Origin of the sequence: Streptomyces sp. NBC_01077 (assembly GCF_045162855.1) — a bacterium.
Lineage (GTDB): Bacteria > Actinomycetota > Actinomycetes > Streptomycetales > Streptomycetaceae > Streptomyces.
Genome location: NZ_CP108669.1, coordinates 4,515,151 through 4,536,281, shown reverse-complemented (window position 1 = coordinate 4,536,281; position 21,131 = coordinate 4,515,151). Strand labels below are relative to the sequence as shown.

At 70.8% G+C, this 21,131-nt stretch carries 20 protein-coding genes; 9 read left to right on the top strand and 11 right to left on the bottom strand.

The features are described from left to right. The first annotated feature begins 57 nt into the window (after window positions 1-57). The 5 genes from OG462_RS20220 (at window position 58) to OG462_RS20200 (ending at window position 2,465) form a co-directional block, all read left to right on the top strand. Window positions 58-630, top strand: coding sequence for a hypothetical protein (locus OG462_RS20220; protein WP_406066625.1), 573 nt, complete (start codon window positions 58-60; stop codon window positions 628-630). A gap of 14 nt (window positions 631-644) precedes the next feature. After that, on the top strand, window positions 645-824 hold the full coding sequence (locus OG462_RS20215; protein WP_406059447.1) for a hypothetical protein: 180 nt from the start codon (window positions 645-647) through the stop codon (window positions 822-824). A gap of 120 nt (window positions 825-944) precedes the next feature. Then, complete coding sequence (locus tag OG462_RS20210; RefSeq protein ID WP_406059445.1) at window positions 945-1,364, top strand: BlaI/MecI/CopY family transcriptional regulator; 420 nt, start codon at window positions 945-947, stop codon at window positions 1,362-1,364. Between the two features lie 9 nt (window positions 1,365-1,373). Next, window positions 1,374-1,919 carry an amino-acid N-acetyltransferase gene (locus OG462_RS20205; protein ID WP_406059443.1) on the top strand — a complete coding sequence of 182 codons (546 nt, stop codon included), beginning with the start codon at window positions 1,374-1,376 and terminating at the stop codon, window positions 1,917-1,919. A 210-nt stretch (window positions 1,920-2,129) separates the two neighbouring features. After that, on the top strand, window positions 2,130-2,465 hold the full coding sequence (locus OG462_RS20200; RefSeq protein ID WP_030324199.1) for an Lsr2 family protein: 336 nt from the start codon (window positions 2,130-2,132) through the stop codon (window positions 2,463-2,465). On the opposite strand, the gene OG462_RS20195 is transcribed toward OG462_RS20200, so the two are convergent. Then, window positions 2,444-3,034 carry an SCO3374 family protein gene (locus tag OG462_RS20195; RefSeq protein WP_406059442.1) on the bottom strand — a complete coding sequence of 197 codons (591 nt, stop codon included), beginning with the start codon at window positions 3,032-3,034 and terminating at the stop codon, window positions 2,444-2,446. The two genes, OG462_RS20200 and OG462_RS20195, sit on opposite strands and share 22 nt — an antisense overlap. A 483-nt stretch (window positions 3,035-3,517) precedes the next feature. Between OG462_RS20195 and OG462_RS20190 the strand changes: the two genes are divergently transcribed. Beyond that, the gene (locus tag OG462_RS20190; protein ID WP_328944046.1) at window positions 3,518-6,040 is read left to right on the top strand and encodes an ATP-dependent Clp protease ATP-binding subunit; all 2,523 of its coding nucleotides are present in this window, start codon (window positions 3,518-3,520) and stop codon (window positions 6,038-6,040) included. Between the two features lie 98 nt (window positions 6,041-6,138). Here the strand turns inward: OG462_RS20190 and OG462_RS20185 are convergent, their stop codons facing one another. Further along, window positions 6,139-8,982 carry an NACHT domain-containing protein gene (locus OG462_RS20185; RefSeq protein ID WP_406059439.1) on the bottom strand — a complete coding sequence of 948 codons (2,844 nt, stop codon included), beginning with the start codon at window positions 8,980-8,982 and terminating at the stop codon, window positions 6,139-6,141. 23 nt (window positions 8,983-9,005) lie between these two features. Beyond that, a complete protein-coding gene (locus tag OG462_RS20180) occupies window positions 9,006-9,371 on the bottom strand; it encodes a trypco2 family protein (protein ID WP_406059437.1) in 366 nt (121 codons plus the stop codon). A gap of 572 nt (window positions 9,372-9,943) precedes the next feature. Here OG462_RS20180 and OG462_RS20175 point away from each other — a divergent pair. Then, on the top strand, window positions 9,944-10,666 hold the full coding sequence (locus OG462_RS20175) for a M23 family metallopeptidase (protein WP_406059435.1): 723 nt from the start codon (window positions 9,944-9,946) through the stop codon (window positions 10,664-10,666). Between the two features lie 37 nt (window positions 10,667-10,703). Here OG462_RS20175 and OG462_RS20170 read toward each other — a convergent pair whose 3' ends face one another. After that, on the bottom strand, window positions 10,704-11,261 hold the full coding sequence (locus OG462_RS20170) for a TetR/AcrR family transcriptional regulator (RefSeq protein WP_406059434.1): 558 nt from the start codon (window positions 11,259-11,261) through the stop codon (window positions 10,704-10,706). Between the two features lie 116 nt (window positions 11,262-11,377). Here OG462_RS20170 and OG462_RS20165 point away from each other — a divergent pair, with 116 nt between their 5' ends. Continuing rightward, entirely contained in the window at window positions 11,378-12,928 is a 1,551-nt protein-coding gene (locus tag OG462_RS20165) for an MDR family MFS transporter (protein ID WP_406059432.1), read from the top strand. A gap of 106 nt (window positions 12,929-13,034) precedes the next feature. On the opposite strand, the gene cseC is transcribed toward OG462_RS20165, so the two are convergent. The 6 genes from cseC to OG462_RS20135 all read right to left on the bottom strand — a co-directional run bounded on the left by cseC (window position 13,035) and on the right by OG462_RS20135 (window position 18,468). Continuing rightward, window positions 13,035-14,351 (bottom strand): two-component system sensor histidine kinase CseC, encoded by a 1,317-nt coding sequence (gene cseC, locus OG462_RS20160; protein ID WP_406059430.1) that lies wholly within the window; start codon window positions 14,349-14,351, stop codon window positions 13,035-13,037. An 11-nt stretch (window positions 14,352-14,362) separates the two neighbouring features. After that, a complete protein-coding gene (gene cseB / locus OG462_RS20155) occupies window positions 14,363-15,067 on the bottom strand; it encodes a two-component system response regulator CseB (RefSeq protein WP_406059428.1) in 705 nt (234 codons plus the stop codon). Between the two features lie 133 nt (window positions 15,068-15,200). Then, on the bottom strand, window positions 15,201-15,965 hold the full coding sequence (locus tag OG462_RS20150; RefSeq protein ID WP_406059426.1) for a hypothetical protein: 765 nt from the start codon (window positions 15,963-15,965) through the stop codon (window positions 15,201-15,203). Beyond that, a complete protein-coding gene (locus OG462_RS20145) occupies window positions 15,953-16,525 on the bottom strand; it encodes a SigE family RNA polymerase sigma factor (RefSeq protein WP_055599255.1) in 573 nt (190 codons plus the stop codon). Before OG462_RS20145 ends, OG462_RS20150 begins: the two co-directional genes overlap by 13 nt. 233 nt (window positions 16,526-16,758) lie before the next feature. Continuing rightward, the gene (locus OG462_RS20140; protein WP_406059424.1) at window positions 16,759-17,763 is read right to left on the bottom strand and encodes an A/G-specific adenine glycosylase; all 1,005 of its coding nucleotides are present in this window, start codon (window positions 17,761-17,763) and stop codon (window positions 16,759-16,761) included. A 33-nt stretch (window positions 17,764-17,796) separates the two neighbouring features. Next, on the bottom strand, window positions 17,797-18,468 hold the full coding sequence (locus tag OG462_RS20135; protein WP_406059422.1) for a phosphatase PAP2 family protein: 672 nt from the start codon (window positions 18,466-18,468) through the stop codon (window positions 17,797-17,799). Window positions 18,469-18,716: 248 nt separating this feature from the next. Between OG462_RS20135 and OG462_RS20130 the strand changes: the two genes are divergently transcribed. Continuing rightward, the gene (locus OG462_RS20130) at window positions 18,717-19,571 is read left to right on the top strand and encodes a hypothetical protein (protein ID WP_406059420.1); all 855 of its coding nucleotides are present in this window, start codon (window positions 18,717-18,719) and stop codon (window positions 19,569-19,571) included. A gap of 158 nt (window positions 19,572-19,729) precedes the next feature. Here OG462_RS20130 and disA read toward each other — a convergent pair whose 3' ends face one another. After that, window positions 19,730-20,854, bottom strand: a complete 1,125-nt coding sequence (disA, locus tag OG462_RS20125) for a DNA integrity scanning diadenylate cyclase DisA (RefSeq protein ID WP_056569600.1) — start codon at window positions 20,852-20,854, stop codon at window positions 19,730-19,732. Between the last annotated feature and the right edge of the window lie 277 nt (window positions 20,855-21,131).

Here is a 21,131-nt window from a genome sequence, read left to right as displayed (position 1 = left end):
TGTCCGATTAGCGCGTATCGTCGGCCCATGCCCACGCCATACGGATCCCGCGGCGGCATGGCGTTCAGCGCGGACGAGCTGCGTGTGCTCCGCCGTGCCCTCGCCGTCGCCCTCCACCCCGCCCCCCTCCAGGACGAGGACGTCCAGGACGCGCTGCGCCTGGCCGAATCCGTGGACGAGGCCGTGCGCGAGGCAGGCCGGCTGCGCGCCTTCCTCCTCGACGACCTGGCCCGCTACCGCGAGGCACTGCCCGGGTCGCTCAGCGGCTACCTGGAGCTCCTCAAGGACGCGCTCGCCGCCGGGTACGATCCCGCGGCCGACGACCTCGCCGCCCTGCGCGCGCTGCGCCGCAACCCCGCGGCCGCCGCGCTGCTCGCCCGCTGCCGGATCCTCGCCGAACGCTCCGTACGCGCGCGCCTGGCCCGCGTCTCCCAGGCCACCACCACCCCCGCGGCCGCCACCCCCAGGGTCCGGCTGCTCGCCCTCCCCGGCGGGCGTGCGGCGGCCGACGAGCCCAAGCCGACGCCGCCCGCCCCGGCCGAGCGCCCGGTGCCCAAGCCGTCCGAGGTCTTCCCGCCACGCCGGAGGCCCGTACCCCCGCCCCCGCCGGAAGAGCGCGTCGCCGGATAGCTAGTCTGGTCGCCATGGACTACGTATCCGCGCTCCTGCCCCCCGTCGTGATGGCCGTGTTCTTCTCCGGCATCGTCGCCATCATCATCAAGACCCAGGGCGGCCCGAACAAGGCCAAGGAAGACGCGATCGTGGACGCCGCACTCGCCCGCGCGGAGGCCGCGCGCCAGGCGGACGGCACCGCCGCCCACTGAAGCCCTCACGGGCTGCCGCATCACCCGGGACGTGCGACCCTTCGAGGTTGCACGTCCTTTTTGTTGCGTTTCCTTCCGTCAATGGCCCGTTATTGGTGGTTTGCGCACTAAAGTGGCGTTGTGCCCCGTCCTTTGGGAGAGCTCGAAGACGCCGTCATGACGCGCGTCTGGCAATGGAACCGTCCGGTGACCGTCCGGGAAGTTCTCGAGGACCTTCAGCAGGAACGGTCCATCGCCTACACCACCGTCATGACCGTCATGGACAATCTCCATCAGAAGGGCTGGGTCCGCAGGGAAGTCGAAGGCCGCGCCTATCGATATACGGCGGTCTCCACCCGCGCCGCATACGCGGCCGCGCTGATGAACGAGGCATGGGCCCAGAGCGACAACCCGGCCGCCGCCCTCGTCGCCTTCTTCGGCATGATGTCGCAGGACCAGCGCGAGGCCCTGAACGACGCCATCCGTATCGTCCAGCGCGACAACCCGCTTCCCGCGCCGCCCGAGGAGGGCGCCGAAGGAACCGGGCCCCAGGAGCGATAGCGTCCCCCCATGTCGCCGTCCGCTTCCCCGGCCGCCTCCGCGGCCTCCGCCAAAGCCGTCACCGTACGCAGGGCCCGCACCGAAGATGTCGCCGCGGTCCGCCGACTCGTCGACCCGTTCGTTCAGCGCGGGATCCTGCTCGACAAGGCGACCGTCACCCTTTACGAGTCCATCCAGGAGTTCTGGGTCGCGGAACGCGACGAGGACGCGACCGTCGTCGGCTGCGGCGCTCTCCACGTCATGTGGGAAGACCTCGCGGAAGTCCGTACTCTCGCCGTCGATCCCGACTTCAAGGGCGCCGGCATCGGACATCAGGTGCTGGACAAGTTGTTGCACACCGCCCGATGGCTCGGGGTGCGCCGCGTATTCTGCCTGACCTTCGAAGTCGACTTCTTCGCGAAGCGCGGCTTCGTCGAGATCGGCGAGACCCCGGTCGACGGAGATGTCTACAGCGAGCTCCTGCGTTCCTATGACGAGGGAGTCGCCGAGTTCCTCGGTCTCGAACGAGTGAAGCCGAACACCTTGGGCAACAGCCGGATGCTTCTGCACCTGTGAGGCGGAACCCCGCTGAACGCCGGGCGGAACCGTACGGGGAACCCACAGGGAAGCCGTACGGAACCAACACGGAACCAACACGGAACCCTATGTCCGAATCGCGCACGTTTCCCGCGTTGCCGGGCTTCTGAACCTCTGCCAGGGGTTTGTGTTTTTCCGGGAAAAGCGGTTTCCTTTCCGCGTACTGCATTTTCGATGAAAGGAAATCCGGTGGCACAGAAGGTTCAGGTCCTTCTTGTCGACGACCTCGACGGCGTCGAGGCGGACGAGACCGTGACGTTCGCGCTGGACGGCAAGACCTACGAGATCGACCTCACCACCGCCAACGCGGAAAAGCTCCGTGGCCTGCTCGAGCCGTACACCACGAGTGGCCGTCGTACCGGTGGCCGCACCACCGGTGGACGCGGCAAGGGCCGCGCCGTGGCGACGGGCAGCCAGGACACCGCGAAGATTCGTGCGTGGGCCAAGGAGAACGGCATGAACGTGAACGACCGCGGTCGCGTTCCCGCCGACATCAAGGCTGCCTACGAGGACGCGAACCGCTGAGGCGACAGCTGCTGAGCCGCCGGCCCCCGGGCCCGGGCACTCAGCAGCCGCACCCGGTGGCACTCCGCGGCGGCGGCGGCCACGAGACGCACCAAGCACGGGGCGGTCCCATCGCCCCACGGCGCGGACCGCAGTGCCGGCAGCGAGGACTCGACCTCGCGGCCCGGTGCCGGGGCCCGCAGCCACTCGGCGGCACCCGGCGTGCCGGATCCGCCCCGCCCCGGGGGAAGGGGCGCGGTCATCCGGCCGTCGGCGCCCAGCACGGCGAGATCCAGCGAGATCCCGCCCCACTCGAGCCAGTCGAGCAGGCCCGGTAGCTCCTCCGCGCTCCCCGCGGCCACGAGCAACCGCATCCGGCGCCCCACCAGGGCCACCGGACCCGTCGCCGGGCCCATCCTGCGCAGCACACCGCGGCCGGCCGCCGCGGGCAGCTCCAGGACGTCGAAACGCAGCCCCGTGACCAGCTGCACCGGCGGGCCGGCCACCGTCGCCCAGCCGAGCTCGTGCTCGTACCACCGCGCGAGGCCGCCGTCGATCGGCGTACGGGGAAGCGGGACGGTGAAGGCCATGCCCGGGGAACTCCCGGAGGGGCACGTTGGTTACGCCCGAGAGGGCGCGTCGGCCACTCTCCGGTGACGCACGGTCCCCCTCCGGACGCGCAAGGTGTCCGTGATGGGGCCTACGAGTGCATTCGGCAGCGCAAGGGTGTTCGCTGGTAGCGGAGGGAACCGGGGTACTCCGCATGGAGTGTCAGTCCTTACGGGTAAGACATTCCTAGTGGAGAGGGGCGACTCGCGGGCTTCGGCGTCTCACGTTCGCCATCGGCGTACTGATGGCGCGGGTAACTACTTGGCCTGCGGGAACATCGTCTCGCACCATCGGGTTGGAGCATTTGTCGGCTGTTCGGCAGCAGGTCTCCCCACGGACAAGGGGGTGATCCGGACGGATGTCGGCAGTTGGAATGAGCGGTCCCCGCTTGCGGGACTAAGCTGCGGAAGGACAGGGAGGGGATCGACCCCTAACTGACTGACCGCTCTGAGGAGCGATTAACGATGTTCGAGAGGTTCACCGACCGCGCGCGGCGGGTTGTCGTCCTGGCTCAGGAAGAAGCCCGGATGCTCAACCACAACTACATCGGCACCGAGCACATCCTTCTGGGCCTTATCCACGAGGGTGAGGGTGTCGCCGCTAAGGCCCTGGAGAGCCTCGGGATTTCGCTCGAGGCGGTCCGCCAGCAGGTGGAGGAGATCATCGGGCAGGGGCAGCAGGCCCCGTCCGGGCACATCCCCTTCACTCCTCGCGCCAAGAAGGTCCTGGAGCTCTCGCTCCGTGAGGCCCTCCAGCTCGGCCACAACTACATCGGCACCGAGCACATCCTGCTCGGCCTGATCCGCGAGGGCGAGGGCGTCGCCGCCCAGGTCCTCGTGAAGCTGGGCGCCGACCTCAACCGGGTGCGGCAGCAGGTCATCCAGCTGCTCTCCGGCTACCAGGGCAAGGAAGCCGCCACCGCCGGCGGTCCTGCCGAGGGCACCCCCTCGACGTCCCTGGTCCTGGACCAGTTCGGTCGCAACCTCACCCAGGCGGCCCGCGAGTCCAAGCTCGACCCGGTCATCGGGCGCGAGAAGGAGATCGAGCGGGTCATGCAGGTGCTGTCCCGCCGCACCAAGAACAACCCGGTCCTCATCGGCGAGCCCGGCGTCGGCAAGACCGCCGTCGTCGAGGGCCTGGCGCAGGCCATCGTCAAGGGCGAGGTGCCCGAGACCCTCAAGGACAAGCACCTCTACACCCTCGACCTCGGCGCGCTGGTCGCCGGCTCCCGCTACCGCGGTGACTTCGAGGAGCGCCTGAAGAAGGTCCTCAAGGAGATCCGCACCCGCGGCGACATCATCCTGTTCATCGACGAGCTCCACACCCTCGTGGGTGCGGGTGCCGCCGAGGGCGCGATCGACGCCGCCAGCATCCTCAAGCCGATGCTGGCCCGTGGTGAGCTCCAGACCATCGGTGCGACCACGCTGGACGAGTACCGGAAGTACCTGGAGAAGGACGCGGCCCTCGAGCGCCGCTTCCAGCCCATCCAGGTCGCCGAGCCGTCGCTGCCGCACACCATCGAGATCCTCAAGGGTCTGCGCGACCGGTACGAGGCCCACCACCGGGTCTCCATCACCGACGAGGCCCTCGTCCAGGCCGCGACCCTGGCCGACCGGTACATCTCGGACCGCTTCCTCCCGGACAAGGCGATCGACCTGATCGACGAGGCCGGCTCCCGGATGCGCATCCGCCGGATGACCGCGCCGCCGGACCTCCGCGAGTTCGACGAGAAGATCGCCGGCGTCCGCCGCGACAAGGAGTCCGCGATCGACTCGCAGGACTTCGAGAAGGCCGCCTCGCTCCGCGACAAGGAGAAGCAGCTCCTCGCCGCGAAGGCCAAGCGCGAGAAGGAGTGGAAGGCCGGCGACATGGACGTCGTGGCCGAGGTCGACGGCGATCTGATCGCCGAGGTCCTCGCGACGGCCACCGGCATCCCGGTCTTCAAGCTGACCGAGGAGGAGTCCAGCCGCCTGCTCCGCATGGAGGACGAGCTCCACAAGCGCGTCATCGGGCAGAAGGACGCCGTCATCGGCCTCTCGCGGGCCATCCGCCGTACGCGTGCCGGTCTGAAGGACCCGAAGCGCCCCGGTGGCTCGTTCATCTTCGCCGGTCCGTCCGGTGTCGGTAAGACCGAGCTTTCGAAGGCGCTCGCCGAATTCCTCTTCGGCGACGAGGACGCGATGATCTCCCTCGACATGTCGGAGTTCAGCGAGAAGCACACGGTTTCCCGCCTCTTCGGTTCGCCGCCCGGATACGTCGGCTACGAAGAGGGCGGCCAGCTCACCGAGAAGGTGCGCCGCAAGCCGTTCTCCGTCGTCCTCTTCGACGAGGTCGAGAAGGCCCACCCCGATATCTTCAATTCCCTTCTCCAGATCCTGGAGGACGGTCGCCTGACCGACTCCCAGGGCCGGGTCGTGGACTTCAAGAACACGGTCATCATCATGACCACCAACCTCGGGACCAGGGACATCTCGAAGGGCTTCAACCTGGGCTTCGCCGCCCAGGGCGACACGAAGTCCAACTACGAGCGGATGAAGGCGAAGGTCAGCGACGAGCTGAAGCAGCACTTCCGTCCGGAGTTCCTCAACCGTGTGGACGACATCATCGTCTTCCCGCAGCTGACCCAGGACGACATCCTCCAGATCGTCGACCTGATGATCGGCCGCGTCGACGAGCGCCTCAAGGACCGGGACATGGGCATCGAGCTCTCCCAGGCCGCGAAGGAACTGCTCGCCAAGAAGGGCTACGACCCCGTGATGGGCGCCCGGCCGCTGCGCCGGACGATCCAGCGCGAGATCGAGGACTCGCTGTCGGAGAAGATCCTCTTCGGCGAGCTGCGCCCCGGTCACATCGTGGTCGTGGACACGGAGGGCGAGGGTGACGAGCGCACCTTCACCTTCCGCGGCGAGGAGAAGACGGCTCTGCCGGACGCCCCGCCGATCGAGGCGACGGGCGGCACGGGCCCGAACCTGTCGAAGGACGCGTAAGGCGTAGCGCCTGAGCACAAGGGGCGGCCCCGGAACCTGATCGGTTCCGGGGCCGCCCCTTTGTGCGTGCCTCGGCGGTACGGAGGTCCGTGCGTGCCTCAGGCGGTACGGAGGTCCAGGTCGGGCCGCGCCGCCCGCAGGGCCGCCAGGTCGAGCACATCGGCCGGGCCGGCCGGGCCGGCCGGGGCGGCCGGGGCGCTCGGGAGGCTGAGGATCCGCAGCCCCGGCATGGCGGCGAGGGCGCGCACGTCGTCGGGCCGCAGGGACAGATCCTGGAGCTGGATCACCTCAAGGCCCTCCAGCTCGGTGAGCGGGAGCAGACCGGTCACGCCGGGGCAGTCCCTGAGGGTCAGACTCCGGGGCGTCACGGCGCAGTCCCGGAGCCACTCCACGCCGTCCAGAACGGTGTTGCTGAAGATCTCGACCCGGTGGGGGCGCGCACAGGCGATGGCCCGGGCGAGATCCTCGCCGGTGAAGTCGCCGAAGAAGCCCACGTGCGCGACGCGGCCGAGCAGGTCCAGGTGGGCGAGTTCCGCCCGGGTCGAGACCGGCAGGGGCGTGGTGGCGAGGTCGAGGCGGGCCAGGATCTCGCGGGCGTAGGTGGCGAGGGGAAAGGAACGCCAGCGGAAGGCCAGCCGGTAGGCGAACTGCGAGCCCACGAAACCGCGGGCGTACGGGACGGCTTCCGCACCGCCGACCGTGCAGATCACCTCGATCACGTGCTCGTCGAACCGTCCGTCCTTGTGCGGGCCGGGCAGCAGGGGCAGGACGTACGGGCCGAGCCTGGCCAGCTGCTGCACCTGCTCGGAGGTCCGCGGCGGCAGTACCGATGCCACGGCATCCCGGATGCGGCGGTGCAGGGGCTCGGACAGCCACGCCGCGTGCTGGGCGCCCAGCGTCGCAAGCACGTACAAGGTGGCCTTCAGGTCCCAGTCCCGCTCGGCCGAGCCCGCCGTGAGCAGCCCCTCGACGAGGACGGGCAGCTCGCGGCGCGAGCAGTGGCCGGCCGCGAGCAGGAGGACGTCGTGCCACTGCTCCTCCCGCGCGTGGCGCAGGAGCTCCGGTACGAGGTCGTCCTCCACGAACTCCTTCGCCGCGAGGAAGTCCTGGAACGTGCGGTGCGCGAACTGGAAGACGTCGTCCGTCCGCTCCTGGAGCAGGCCGCTGCGGTTGAGGAGGTGGGTGAGGATCTCTTCGGGCGTCCCCTGATCGGCGACCCGTGGCATCCCCGGCAGCGTGCGGTTCAGCCGGTGCAGGGCCTGCTCGCGGGTGAATTCCGTCTGGCCGCCCCGGACCAGCCAGGCCGCTAGCCGTTGGAGGAGCTGCTGGTGTTCCTCCACCGACATCCGGATGCCGTCGGGGGCGTCGATCCGGCGCCGGTCGTCGCGGGTGCCGAGGAGCATCTGCAGGGCGGAGTCGTACAGCGCCCAGCGGGTCTCCGGCAGGAAGCCCTCCCGTAACCGGTGGAGCGCGCAGATGACCGCGCAGAGGAGCGGGGTACGGGCCAGGTCGGAGAGCGTCGGGTTGTTCAGGAACTGCTGGAGCAGGTCCTGTTCGAGGCTCGTCAGGGCCTCCGGATCCTCACCGTCGAGGCGGGCGGCGTCGTGCCAGGCGGTGACGAAGGCCTGGATGTCCTGGTCCCGCATGGGCAGGAGCGTCAGCTCCTCGAAGCCCTCGGCGGCCAGCCACTCCGGCTCCACGGCGAGCGGCCGCACGGTCGCCACACAGCGGGTCCGGGGGAAACGGGCGAGGAGCCCCGAGAGCCAGGCGCGCGCGGCCTCCCGGTTCTCCTGGGGCACCTCGTCGAGACCGTCGACGAGGAGCAGCGCCCGTCCGCCGGACAGGACCCGGCCGGCCCAGCCGTCGGGCGGGGAGTCGACCATCAGGCCCGCGATGCCGGGGAGCTCGGCCGGTGAGGGGAAGCCCGAGCCGTGGGCCCGGAGGGTCCGGAGCGGGACGACGAAGGGGACGAGGCCGTTGAGCTCGGCGAGTTGGGGACCGAGGGTGCCGGCGGCCGCGTGGGCGGCGAGCCACCAGACCAGGGTGGTCTTGCCGGCACCGGCGTCGCCCCGGAGGAGGACGCGGGGGCGGGAGGCGAGGAGTTCGTCGATGCGTTGGGGGACGGGAGCCGTGTCGAGCTCCTGCGACGCGGCCTCCAGCGAGAGGTAGGCGGTGTCCAGGTCCCACTCGGCCGCGCGCCTGCCGAGTTCGTCGAGGCCGAAGACCCGCGTCCGGCGGTAGGCGGCGCCGACGGCCTCCCCGTACTCCTGCTCGTAGGGGGAGTCGGCCGAGCTGTGGCGGGTGAGGGCGGTGAGCGAGGGGAAGCCCCGGCCGGTGGCCTGGGTGAACGCGACGAGGAAGTCGGCGTCGGCGGCGATGGCGCGCAGGGGCACGCACTCGACCCGCCGGTGGCCGCGGCCGCGCGGGATCTCCCGGACGATGCCGAGCAGCCCGTCGCCGACGACGACGGGCCCACCCGACAGCCCGGCGAGGGGCGAGCTTCCGTCGGCGGGTTCGGTGGCCGGGGGCGCGTCGAGCTCGACGACCATCGTGCGGCGGACGAGGCCGGCGAGGGGGAGGACGGTGCCCCGGTACTGATCGCTCTCAAGCCGCCCGTTCTCGTTCCGCTGCACACGGGGGTAGCCGAGGATCTCGCAGTCGGGCAGGGGCCGGTCGGTGGCGAGCAGACTGATCTTCGCCCGGTACTGGTCGCCACGGGGGCGTACCAGGCTCTCCGGGGCCTCGAGAAGTGCGGCGTCGAGCCGCTGGTCCGACCAGATCACCTGGCAGAGGACGCGCTCGGCGCGGCCGGGCACGGACACCCAGGCCGTGTAGGCGGTCCCCAGCACATGGGCGCAGGTGAGGACGGTGTCCGCGGTGAGCAGGACACCGCTGCCCTGCTGTCCGTGCTGCTCGGAGTGGACGACGACGGGGAGCCGCACGGAGGGGCTCGGTATCGAGATCGTCAACGTGCGGGCCCGCCGGTGGAGTCGGAGATGCCGCCGAAATCGGAGGTGTCTCCGAAGCCGGAGGTGTCCCCGGCATCCTCGTTCCCCACCAGCCAGGGTCCGTTCGTCGTGGCGTTCCGCGGCTTGAGGGTGAAGCTGACGCGGTGGGTCTCGCCCCGGGTGCGGGCGGCGTCGGCGCCGGCCTCGACGACCCAGGCCTTGACCTTGGTCCCGCCCTTCACCTCCTTGCGGAGCTCGATCGTGAACTCCATCGCGATATCGCCCACCTCGAAGACGACGGGCTTTCCGGTGGCTCGGGTGGCGGCGTCGACGAGCTGGTCGCGTACGGACTCGATGGCGTCGGCGAGCTCGATGTCGGTCATGACGGTGAACGTATCGGGGGAGGGGGAGGGCGGTCAGCTCATGTGCGGATCTCGACCGCGGGAGCGAGGTTCTCAGCGCCGGTGAGTGCCGGTTCCCGGTGTGTCCCCCTGCGGGTCCTCGAAGCCGTCGGCGTAGTGCGGGACGGCCTTCCGGGCGGCTCGGTCGCGTGACCCAGGTCCCATTGGCGGCCGGTGCCTGGTGACAAGGCGCACAGGGGTTTTGAGGGGTACTAACCGGAATAGTGGCGACCTTTGGTGTTGATTCGGGACGTTCAGGAGCGAACCGCCAGGACTTTGGTCCCGCGGGGTCCCGAACCGGACGCCAGACGGTGTTTTGCACGGTTCGGCTCTCCGTGACATGCGGATAAACCGGTTCTCTTGTGCCGGTATGTCCGATTTCGAAGGCGGCCTCCGGGGCCGTCAAGAGCCGAACTCCCCCGGAGATCGCTACGACCTGATGTCGTAGATGGGGTGTTTTGGGCTGGATGGGGGTCCGGGTTACCAAGGATGAGCAAGCCCGACGCAGAGCACCGTTCGCGTCGGGTCCCGTACTTCCCGGAGGTTTCCCCCGTATGTCGAAGCGCATGAACCCCGCCGCCCGTGTCACCGTCGTCGCTCTTGCCGCCGCCGGCCTGGGAGCGACGATGGTGACCGGAGCTGGGTCCGCCTTCGCCGCCGAGGGCAAGGCCGTCACCGCCCCGGTCGCGGTCACCGCGTCCGCCGCCGTCGCCGCCCAGGCCGACGCCCAGGCGCACGTCGCCGCCCAGGTGAAGGCCGCCGCCGCGAAGGCGACGGCTGCGAAGGTCACGGCCGCCAAGCAGGCCGCCGCGGTCAAGAAGGCCGCCGCTGTGAAGCCCGTCGCCGCCAAGAAGGCCCCGTCCTGGGTCAAGCCGGTCTCCGCGTACACGCTGAGCGCCAGCTACAACCAGGGCGGCGCCATGTGGGCCCACAAGCACTCCGGCCAGGACTTCGCCGTCCCGGTCGGCACCCCGGTCAAGGCCGCGGGCACCGGCACCGTCGTGAAGGCCGGCCCGAACGGCGGCGGCGACGGCCCCGCGTACGGCAACGCGATCGTCGTCAAGCACGCCAACGGCACGTACTCGCAGTACGCCCACCTGTCGAAGATCAAGGTGTACCCGGGTCAGAAGGTCCTGGCCGGTCAGCAGATCGCCCTCTCGGGCAACACCGGCAACTCCTCCGGTCCCCACCTGCACTTCGAGATCCGTACGACCCCGAACTACGGCTCCGCCGTGAACCCGGCCGCCTTCCTGCGGTCCCACGGCGTCTCCATCTGAGCGGCCTGAGCCGGCGGGTCCAACTGCATACGACGCTCTACGAGGCCCCGTGGGCCTGATTGAGCAGATCGAGGGCGACCTCGAGGGTGGCCCTGTGCTTCTCCTCGGGGTCGCCCTCGATGTTCTGCATGAAGAACGCGCCCGCGTGCAGGGTGAAGATCGCGCTGACGCAGCGCACCTGGTCCACCATCGCGAAGTCCGGCTCCCGGATCAGGCCGGTCAGCGACATCATGCGTTCCTTGAAGGTGAGGCCGACGCTCAGCTCGCGGACCGTCGCCTGGTTCTCCTGCATGAAGCGGAAGAGCGGGGCCGCCGCGCGCAGTGCCACCTGGTAGCGGCGCAGCACCTCCTGCCGGGTCTCCAGGGTTCGGGGCTGCTCCTGGGCCCAGGCGATCAGCTCGTCCATGGGCCGGGTCAGGTCCTCGAAGATCCCGACGAGGATGTCTTCCTTGGTCTTGAAGTGGTAGTAGAGGGCCGCTTTGGTGACGTCGAGGCGTTCCGCGATCTCGCGCAGGGAGGTCTTCTCGTACCCCTGCTCCGCGAAGAGATCCAGGGCCACGTCCTGGATGCGCTGGCGGGTGTTGCCTCGGGCCATGACTGCCCTCCACTTTCCAAAGAACTTACTTGACGACCGGCAAGTTACGGGTCTACGGTCCCCAGTGTAGTAACTAGCCGGGCGGCAAGTAAGGGACTGACATGACGACGCAACAAATGACAGCGAAACCGACGCAGGGGGAATCGGAGCCGCAGCCACGCAGCGTTCGCGTCGTCCTTCTCGCCCTGATGATCGCCATGCTCCTCGCGATGCTGGACAACATGATCATCGGCACCGCGATGCCGACGATCGTCGGCGAGCTCGGCGGCCTCGAGCACCTCTCCTGGGTCGTCACCGCCTACACCCTGGCCACCGCCGCCTCGACCCCCCTCTGGGGCAAGGTCGGCGACATGTTCGGCCGCAAGGGCGTCTTCCTCACCTCGATCGTGATCTTCCTGATCGGCTCGGCGCTCAGCGGCATGGCCCAGGACATGGGCCAGCTCATCGGCTTCCGGACGATCCAGGGCCTCGGCGCCGGCGGCCTCATGGTCGGCGTGATGGCGATCATCGGCGACCTCATCCCGCCCCGCGAGCGCGGCAAGTACCAGGGCATGATGGCCGGCGTGATGGCCCTCGCCATGATCGGCGGACCGCTGGTCGGCGGCACCATCACCGACCACTGGGGCTGGCGCTGGTCCTTCTACATCAACCTGCCGCTCGGCATCGTCGCGCTCGCCATGGTCACCACCGTCCTGCACCTGCCGAAGAAGCAGCGCGCCACGGGCACCCGGATCGACTTCCTCGGCGCCGCGCTCCTGACCGTCGGCATCACCGCGATCGTCCTGGTCACCACCTGGGGCGGCACGGAGTACGCCTGGGGTTCGGCCACCATCGTCGGCCTCGCGGTCGGCGGAGCCCTCTCGCTCGCCGCCTTCCTCCGGGTGGAGACCCGCGCGAGCGACCCGATCATGCCGCTGCACATCTTCCGCAGCCGCAACTTCACCGTGATGTCCCTGATCGGCTTCATCACCGGCTTCGTGATGTTCGGCGCGGTCCTCTACCTGCCGATCTTCCAGCAGTCCGTCCAGGGCGCCTCGGCGACCAACTCCGGACTGCTGCTCCTGCCGATGCTGCTGGCGATGATGGTCATCTCGCTGGTCGTCGGCCGGTTCACCACCAGCACCGGCAAGTACAAGATCTTCCCGATCGTGGGCGGCGCCCTCATGACGGTCGGTCTCTTCCTGCTCTCGACGATGGACACCGACACCTCGCGGCTGACCTCCGGGATCTACATGGCGATCCTCGGCGCCGGCATGGGCTTCCTCATGCAGATCACCATGCTGGTCGCCCAGAACAGCGTCGAGATGAAGGACATGGGCGTCGCCTCGTCCTCCACCACCCTCTTCCGGACGCTCGGCTCCTCCTTCGGCGTCGCGATCATGGGCGCGCTGTTCACGAGCCGCGTCCAGGACGAGATGGCGTCGCGCGGCGGGTCCGGGCTCACCGAGCGGACGGCCCAGCTCGACGCGGCCAGCCTGGCCAAGCTGCCGGCGGCGCTCCGTGAGGCCTACCAGCACGCGGTCTCCACGGGCACCCACGGCGCCTTCGTGGTCGCCGCCGCGGTCTCCGTCCTCGGCCTGGTCCTCGCCTTCTTCGTCAAGGAGGTGGCGCTCCGCGGCGCCGGTCCTGCGACGGGCCCGAAGGACGCCGCGGCGACGACGGAGTGAAGGTCGCCGAGACGGTCTGATCACCTCATCTCGTGAGGTGCGTGTACGGCGGTGGGGCCGGGTCCTGTTTCAGGACCCGGCCCCACCGCCGTACCACCGGGAACGCTCAGTCGGCCGGCCGCAGGATCGGGAAACTGCCCGTGTTCGTCGGCGCGTGGTCCGGCAGCCACAGCACCGCGATCGCCCCGCCCACACCGTTCGGTGCCGCCTCGGAGGCCACGTTCCGGAAGGTCAGCCGGGCGCCCAGGACCCGCGCCTGGCCGGCCGCGATCGTCAGGCCCAGGCCGTGGCCCTGGCCCGCGCGGTCGCTCGTCCCCGTACGGAACCGGCTCGGGCCCTCCTTGAGCAGCGCCTCGGGGAAACCGGGACCGTGGTCGCGGACGCGGACGACGCGGCCCTCGACGGTGACCTCCACCGGCGGCTTGCCGTGCTTGGCGGCGTTCGCGAGCAGATTGCCCAGGACGCGCTCCAGGCGCCGAGGGTCGGTGTTCACCCAGGAGTCGTGGACGACCCGGACGACCACCTCCGGGTCGAGGGCCCGCACCCGTCGCTCCACGAACTCGCCGAGCGCGATCTCCTGGAGCTCCGCCCGCTCCGACGCGCTGTCGAGCCGGGCCACCTCCAGAACGTCCTCGACCAGCGTCCGCATCGCCTGCGCCCGGTCCCGTACCAGCTCGGTCGGACGGCCCGGCGGCAGCAGCTCGGCCGCCGTGAGCAGCCCGGTCACCGGGGTGCGGAGCTCGTGTGCGATGTCCGCGGTGACCCGCCGCTCGGCCTCGATCCGCTCGTTCAGGGCGTCGGTCAGGGCGTCGACCGCCCACGCGAGGTCGTCGGTCTCGTCCCGTACGACCCCGCCTACGGCGTCCCTGACCCGTACGTCCGTGTTCCCCTGGGCGACCCGGCCGGCCGCGACGGCGGCCTTCCGCAGCCGCCGGGAGAGCTGGCCGCCGATGAGCACGCCGAGCGCGCAGCCGCCGAAGACCACCGAGACCGAGCCGATGACGAGGGCCCGGTCCAGATCGTTCATGATCGTCGCGCTGCGGTCGGCGAAGGGGATGTGCAGCGAGAGCACGTCACCGTTGGCGAGCGGCACGGCCGCCCATACGTCGGGCGGCCCGCCGTGCCGGTGCTCCTGCACGTACGTACCCCGCCGCTTGTCCCGCATCAGATGGTCGAGCTGGGCGGGCAGCGACGGGTCGTTGATCTTCGTGCCGAAGCGCGGTTCCTTGGGCTTCGACGTCTCGTACATCCGCTGCGCGAAGAGCAGGCGCTCCATCTGCACCTCGCGCGCGTTGTCGAGCATCGAGATACGGGCGGCGTTGTGCACGACGATGCTGAGGGTGACCGCGATCAGCGCGCCGACCGCCGCGATGGCGACGGCGATCTTCCAGCGGACCCCGGTCCGGAGGGGGAGCAGCTTCACCGGTACGTGCCCTAGCTCTTGAGCTTGTAGCCGAAGCCGCGGACCGTCTCGATCCTGTCCTGGCCGATCTTGGCGCGCAGCCGCTGCACATGGACGTCGACGACCCGGGTGTCACCGCCCCAGCCGTAGTCCCAGACCCGCTCCAGGAGCTTGTCCCGGGACAGCACGGTGCCCGGCGCGGACGAGAACTCCAGGAGCAGCCGCATCTCGGTCGGCGTCAGCGCGACCTGCGTCCCGCCCTTGCGGACCTCCATGCCGTCGGTGTCGACCTCCAGATCGCCGAAGGCGAGGAGCCCGCCGCCGTCCGGCCCCTCCTCCCCGCGCTCACCGGCGCCGGGGCCGCCCGCGTGCCCGAAGCGGCGCAGCACGGCCCGGATACGGGCCATGAGCACGGAGCCGTCGAAGGGCTTGGTGACGTAGTCGTCGGCCCCGGCCTCCAGGCCGAGGACGACGTCGATCGAGTCGGCGCGCGCCGACAGCATGATCACCGGCACGGTCGACTCGTCGCGGATCCGGCGGCAGAGGCTGACCCCGTCCATGCCCGGCAGCATCACGTCGAGCAGGGCGATGTCCGGCCGCTGCGCCCGGAAGGCGTCCAGACCGGAGAGCCCGTCGGGCATGGCCGTGACCCGGAAACCGTCCCGCTCCAGGGCGAGCTGGGTGGCCTCACGGATGACGTCGTCGTCCTCGACGAACAGGACATGGGTTTCGGCCATCGTGCGTGCCCTTCGGATCTGTGCGCTGCTGCTGTGCTGGTGGGAGGTACGGCTACGGGCGGGTAAGGCTGCGGGGGTGTACGGCTCTGGGACTGTACGGCTCCGGGGGCGTACGGCTGAGGGGACGTTCGGCTCAGTTCGCGGCGGGCTCGGACGGCGCCGGCTCCTCGATGCCACCGTCGCCGACGGCCCGGCTGTAGTCGTTGTGCACCCAGTCGTGCTGGGTGAACCTGTTCCCCGACCAGCGGTACGTGATCACGTCCTCGCCCGAGGGGTACGCGACCGGGTCGCCCTTCGCGTACACCTGCTTGGTGACGACGAGCTCGCCCCGGTCGATCGTGGCGTACACCGCGGCGTCCTCGGCCATGAACACGTTCTCGTACCGGTCGCTCTGCTTCCGGTAGACGTACGTGCCGATGCCGACGGCATCGCCGCAGGTCATCACATTGACCACGACGTCGGGCGCGGGCGCGCCGGTGAGATTCCCGTACGAGGCGTCCACCGGGTACGCGTCCGCGACACACGGCTTCAGATCGGTCTTGAAGCGCTCGCCGATCTTCGGGTCGGCCTTGAGCAGCTCGATCGGATCCACCCGCTCGGAGGCGTACCGCTGCTCGTCGCCGGCCGAGGGGGAGGGAGTGGGCGCCGCCGAGGCCACCTCGCGGGTGCCCGCTGCGCCCTCGTCACGGGAGCCGGTGCCACCGGTGGAGCAGGCGGCCATGGACAGCCCGACGGCGACGAGCCCGGCCGCTGCCGTGATGCTCGCCGCCTTGGCGGTACGGCGCCGGCGGCGCCGCCCGGTTCCGTACCGGTCGTCGCCGCCGGGGCCGCCACCGCTGTCGATGTCGCCGTCGCCGTCGTGTCTTCTGCCGTCGGCTTCGCCGTCTAGGCCGCGCACCGCTCCCGCCCCCGCTCGTCGCCTCGTACGGTCGTCCGCTCTCCGGTCCGCCCCAGGGCTCGGGCGTCAAGGTCGCGGCTCTCCAGCTCCTGGCGGAGCCGGGCGAGCGCGCGGTGGAGCGTCGACTTCACCGTACCGGTCGACATGCCGAGCGCCGCCGCCGTCTCCTCCGTGCTCATCTGTTCCCAGTGCCGCAGGACGACGACGCTGCGCTGCTTCGGCGCGAGCACCTTCAGGATGTCCATGAGGAGGGCCCGGTCGGCGTGCTGCTCGGTCGGGTCGTCGACACAGGCGTCCGGCAGCTGCTCGGTGGGCACCTCTTCGAGCTTGCGGGAGCGCCACCACTCGGTCCGGGTGTTGATCATGACCCGGCGGAGGTAGGCGTCGGCCAGGGACTTGTCGGCGATGCCGTCCCAGCGGCCGTACGTACGGGCGAGGGCCGTCTGGAGGAGGTCCTGGGCGTCGACGGGGTCGGCGACGAGACGACGTGCACTGCGCAGCAGTGCGTCCTGCCGCGTGCGCACGTACTCCTCGAAATCGAGCACCTCGCCATGCCTCATCCGAACCGCCTCCGAACCCCGTGACCAGCTTTTTCCTCGTGTCGTGGACGACGCTACGGAGCGCTTGTCACGGGGTTGTGCGGGGCAGCCGTCGGTGGACGCACGGCTACCCATCGGTTGTGTAACAGCGGGGCGGAGGCGGTTCTGTGGTGGCCGCCGCAGGCGGCCTCGGGGCGGGCCGCGCCGGGCCTCGGGGCAGGCCGATCGCGCTTTTGGGACGGGCGGGGGCCGGCTCAGGCCACGGGCAGCCGGTAGTACCCGCCGTCCAGCGGCTCGACCAGACCGTCCGCGACCAGACCGTCCAGGGCCCTGGCCCGCTGCACCGGCTCGTCCCAGACCGTGTCCAGTACCGCTTGCGCCACCGGGTCGTTCGACTCCCGCAGCGCCGCGAGAAGCCGGCCCCGGACCTGCCGGTCGGTCCCGGCGTACGTCTGGCCGCGCCGCGGCGGGCCGTCGTGCGCGGGCTTCCCCGAGAGCCGCCAGGCGCACTGCCCGGAGATGGGGCAGCGCCCGCAGTCCTCGTTCTTCGCCGTGCAGACGAGCGCGCCCAGCTCCATCGAGGCGGCGGCCCAGCGGGAGGCCGTCGCCTCGTCCGTCGGCAGCAGCGCACGGGCGAGCCGGCGCTCGGCGGCCGTGGTCGCGTTCGGCGGGTACTGGACGCCCGTCGCCGCCCGGGCGAAGACCCGGCGCACATTGGTGTCCAGGACGGCGTGCCGCTGCCCGTACGCGAAGGAGGCCACCGCGGCCGCCGTGTACTCGCCGATGCCGGGCAGCGAGAGCAGCTGCCCGTGGTCGCTCGGTACGTCGCCGCCGTGCCGTTCCTTTATGGCCACGGCCGCCGCGTGCAGCCGCAGGGCCCGGCGCGGGTAGCCGAGCCTGCCCCAGGCGCGGACCGCCTCGCCGGGGGCGTCGGCGGCCAGATCGGCCGGACGGGGCCAGCGCGCGAGCCACTGCTCGTACACCGGGAGCACCCGGACGACGGGGGTCTGCTGGAGCATGAACTCGCTGACCATGACACCCCAGGCGCCGGCCTCGGGGCGGCGCCAGGGCAGGTCGCGGGCGTGCCGGTCGAACCAGGCGAGGACGGGCCCGTGCAGCTCGGCGGGGGGCGTCGGGAGAGCGGGGGCTTCGAGGACCGCGGCGGCTGCGAGGGCTTCGGCGGTCTCGAAGGCCGCGGGGTCGGCCGATGCGGCGGCTTCGGGGGCGTCAGGCGTGAGGGGAGCGTCGATGGAAGTCATGGCACCTCCGATCCTGGCACGTCCGCGACGCGATCAGTACGCGCCGTGGCGGGCGCGCGGGAGGTCCTCGGCGCGCGCGGGGGCGTGAGCGCGGGGCCCGCGCCCCGCGCACCACACCACGGCCGAGCTCCGGCTCGACCGGGCCGTCTCCACCAGGGCGCCTACCGGCCGGACCGCCGCCTTCATGACGAGGAAGGCGATCAGACCGCCGACGAGCAGACCCACGGTCACGTCGTGCGGGTAGTGCACGCCGACGAAGACCCGGGAGAAGGCCATGAGCAGGGCCATCGGCACGGTCAGCCAGACGATCCCGCGCCAGGACAGGGCGAGCGCGATCGCGGCGGCTCCCGCGATGGCCGAGTGGTTGCTGGGGAAGGACCAGTCGCCGTGCGGCGGGCAGGTGACGAGCGAGGCGGGCGCCCCGACCACCGCGCGGCACGGGCGTTCCTCGTCGAACAGCGACTTCACCGCCTCGCTCACCACGTACCCGAAGGCGGTGGCGAGCGGGGCGAGCAGCGCGAGCGCCATCACGCGGCTCGATCCCTCGCGGGAACGCCACCAGCCGGCCAGGAACAGCACGCCGAAGAGAAGCAGTCCGGCCTCGGTCCAGACCTCGGCGAGCCACTGGAACCAGTGGGGGGTGGAGTGGGCGAAATCGGCGACATCGAGATACAGCCGGTCGGAGAGGTCGAGGAGGGTGTTCATGGAGAACGACGCTAACCGGAATCCGGAGGTCGTCGCCCCGGGCCAACGGCCAGAACGACCCCCGACGAAAGTGGGGGTTCCCGCGATTCGGTCCGGTTCCGGCCGGTTTCGGATGGAGTGGCGAGAGCTCCGGAGCCGGGACCCGGGAAAAGTTCCCGGAACGAACGGATGTGATCATCGGCAAAACTTGATGCCTCGGGCGGCGGGTGGGGCGGGAGTTGGGCCGGATCTCTCGTAAGGTTCGGGTCGTGGGATCTTTGCGCAATCCGGTCGGGCCGCTTCCCTCCACCATCTACTGGCGACGGAGGGCGGTGGCGGCGTGCCTGGTGGCGCTCCTCGCACTCCTCGCCGTATGGGCCGTCACCTCCGGTGACGGGGGCGGGAAGAAGACGAACGGCGGGGCCAACGGCTCCTCTCCTACCCCTCCCTCCATCACCCCCGGCCCCTCCGGCACCGGCCCGGCGATCACCCAACAGCCGGGCGGGCGCGACGAGTCGGACGACTCCGGCGACACCACCACCGGCGGCGACGGCGGCTCGGGCGGCTCCGGTACGGACCCGGGATCGGGCACCGGCGCCGGTACGGACGCGGGTACGGCAGCCGGGACCGACGGCGGCGGCAAGAACGGCGACACCGACGGCGCGGGCGGCGACGGAGGCGCGGGCACCGGTGCGGGACAGCAGGTTCCGGCCGATTCCCCGCTCCCGAACTGCCCCGCCGGAGCGCTGCAGTTGACACTCCGCAGCGCCAAGGTGAGCTATGAGGCGGGGGAGAAGCCCCGCTTCCACCTCGTCGCCAAGAACACCTCGAAGGCCGCCTGCAAGGCCGACTTCGGGCCCCGCACCGCGGTTCTGACGATCAGTGACAAGCAGGACGACGAAATCTGGTCCTCCGCCGACTGCCCGCGCCCCGGAAACCCGATCCTGCTGCGCGTCCCCGCGGGTGCCACCGTCACCCACACCGTGGCGTGGGACCGCGCGCGCAGCGCCCCGCAGTGCGCCACCGCCCCGGCAGGCCAGGCCGGCCCCGGCACCTACCTCGTGGAGGCGACGATGCCGGGCGCGAAGGTGCTCCCGGCCTCGTTCACGCTCGCCAAGGACTGACCGGCCGGGCGAAGGGCAGAGCCGCCGGCGGGGGACCGGCGGGGGCGGGGCACCGGCGGCGGTACGTCCTGGACGAACCGCTTCCCGGACGTACCGATCCGTACGGCTCCTCAGACGTGCTGCTCCTCAGGCGTACTGCTCCTCAGCCGTACTGCCCCTTAGACGTACCGCTCCAGGATCGAGGACTCCGCCAGCCGGGAGAGGCCCTCGCGCACGCTGCGGGCGCGGGCCTCGCCGACGCCGTCCACGGTCTGGAGGTCGTCCACACTGGCCGCGAGCAGCTTCTGCAGCCCGCCGAAGTGCTCCACGAGCCGCTCGATGATCGCGCCCGGCAGCCTCGGCACCTTGGCGAGGAGCCGGTAGCCGCGCGGCGAGACGGCCGAGTCGAGGGTCTCGGGCGAACCGCTGTAGCCCAGCGCCCGTGCCACGACCGGAAGTTCGAGCAGCTCCGTGTGGGTCAGCGCGTCCAGCTCGGTGAGCGCCTCCGCCACCGTCCGCGAACGCTTGGCCGTCGGCTCCGGCACGTAGTCCCGGATCACCAGCTCGCGCTCCGGCTCCACGCCCGCGATCAACTCGTCCAGCTGGAGCGAGAGGAGCCGCCCGTCCGTGCCGAGCTCGACCACGTACTCGGCGATCTCGGTGGCGATCCTGCGGACCATCTCCAGACGCTGGGCGACGGCGGTGACGTCCCGGACGGTGACCAGGTCCTCGATCTCCAGGGCGGAGAGCGTGCCGGCCACCTCGTCGAGCCGGAGCTTGTACCGCTCCAGGGTCGCGAGCGCCTGGTTGGCGCGGGACAGGATCGTGCCCGACTCCTCCAGGACCCGGCGCTCACCGTCCACGTACAGCGCGATCAGACGCATCGACTGGGAGACGGAGACGACCGGGAAGTTGCACTGCTTGGAGACCCGGTCCGCCGTGCGGTGGCGGGTGCCGGTCTCCTCCGTGGGGATGGAGGCGTCCGGAACGAGCTGCACGCCCGCGCGGTGAATCTTGGTGATGTCCTTGTCGAGGACGAGCGCGCCGTCGAGTTTGCACAGCTCACGCAGGCGCGTGGCGGCGAACTCGACGTCCAGCACGAAACCGCCGGTGCACATCGAATCGACCGTTTTGTCCAGGCCGAGCACGATGAGACCGCCCGTGTTGCCGCGGAGGATCCGCTCCAGGCCGTCACGCAGCGCGGTGCCCGGCGCGACCGCGCTCAGGGCGGCGCGCATGAGTGCTTCGTTGCCGGAGCCCGCGCCGGACTTTCCAGGAGCTGCTGCCCCGTCCTTGGCTGCCACTGCTCTCCTCCGGCTCGTACGGATGGGCGAGACCAGGGCAAAGTCTAGCGACACCACCCCGCCGCCCTCCGCCCCCGACCGATCACGGTGGTCCGAAAGGGGTCCCCGCCCCGACACGGACCTAACCCTCCGCGTCTTTGCGAAGCGTACGGAGCGAACCGTCCTCACGGTGTGAACATTCGGCGTCGACCGCTCCAGGCTCACCGGTCCGGGCCCACCGCGGCGGGTCGCACAGCCCGTCCGAGCCACCCCGCGGCGGGGCGAATTGCCTCCGCGG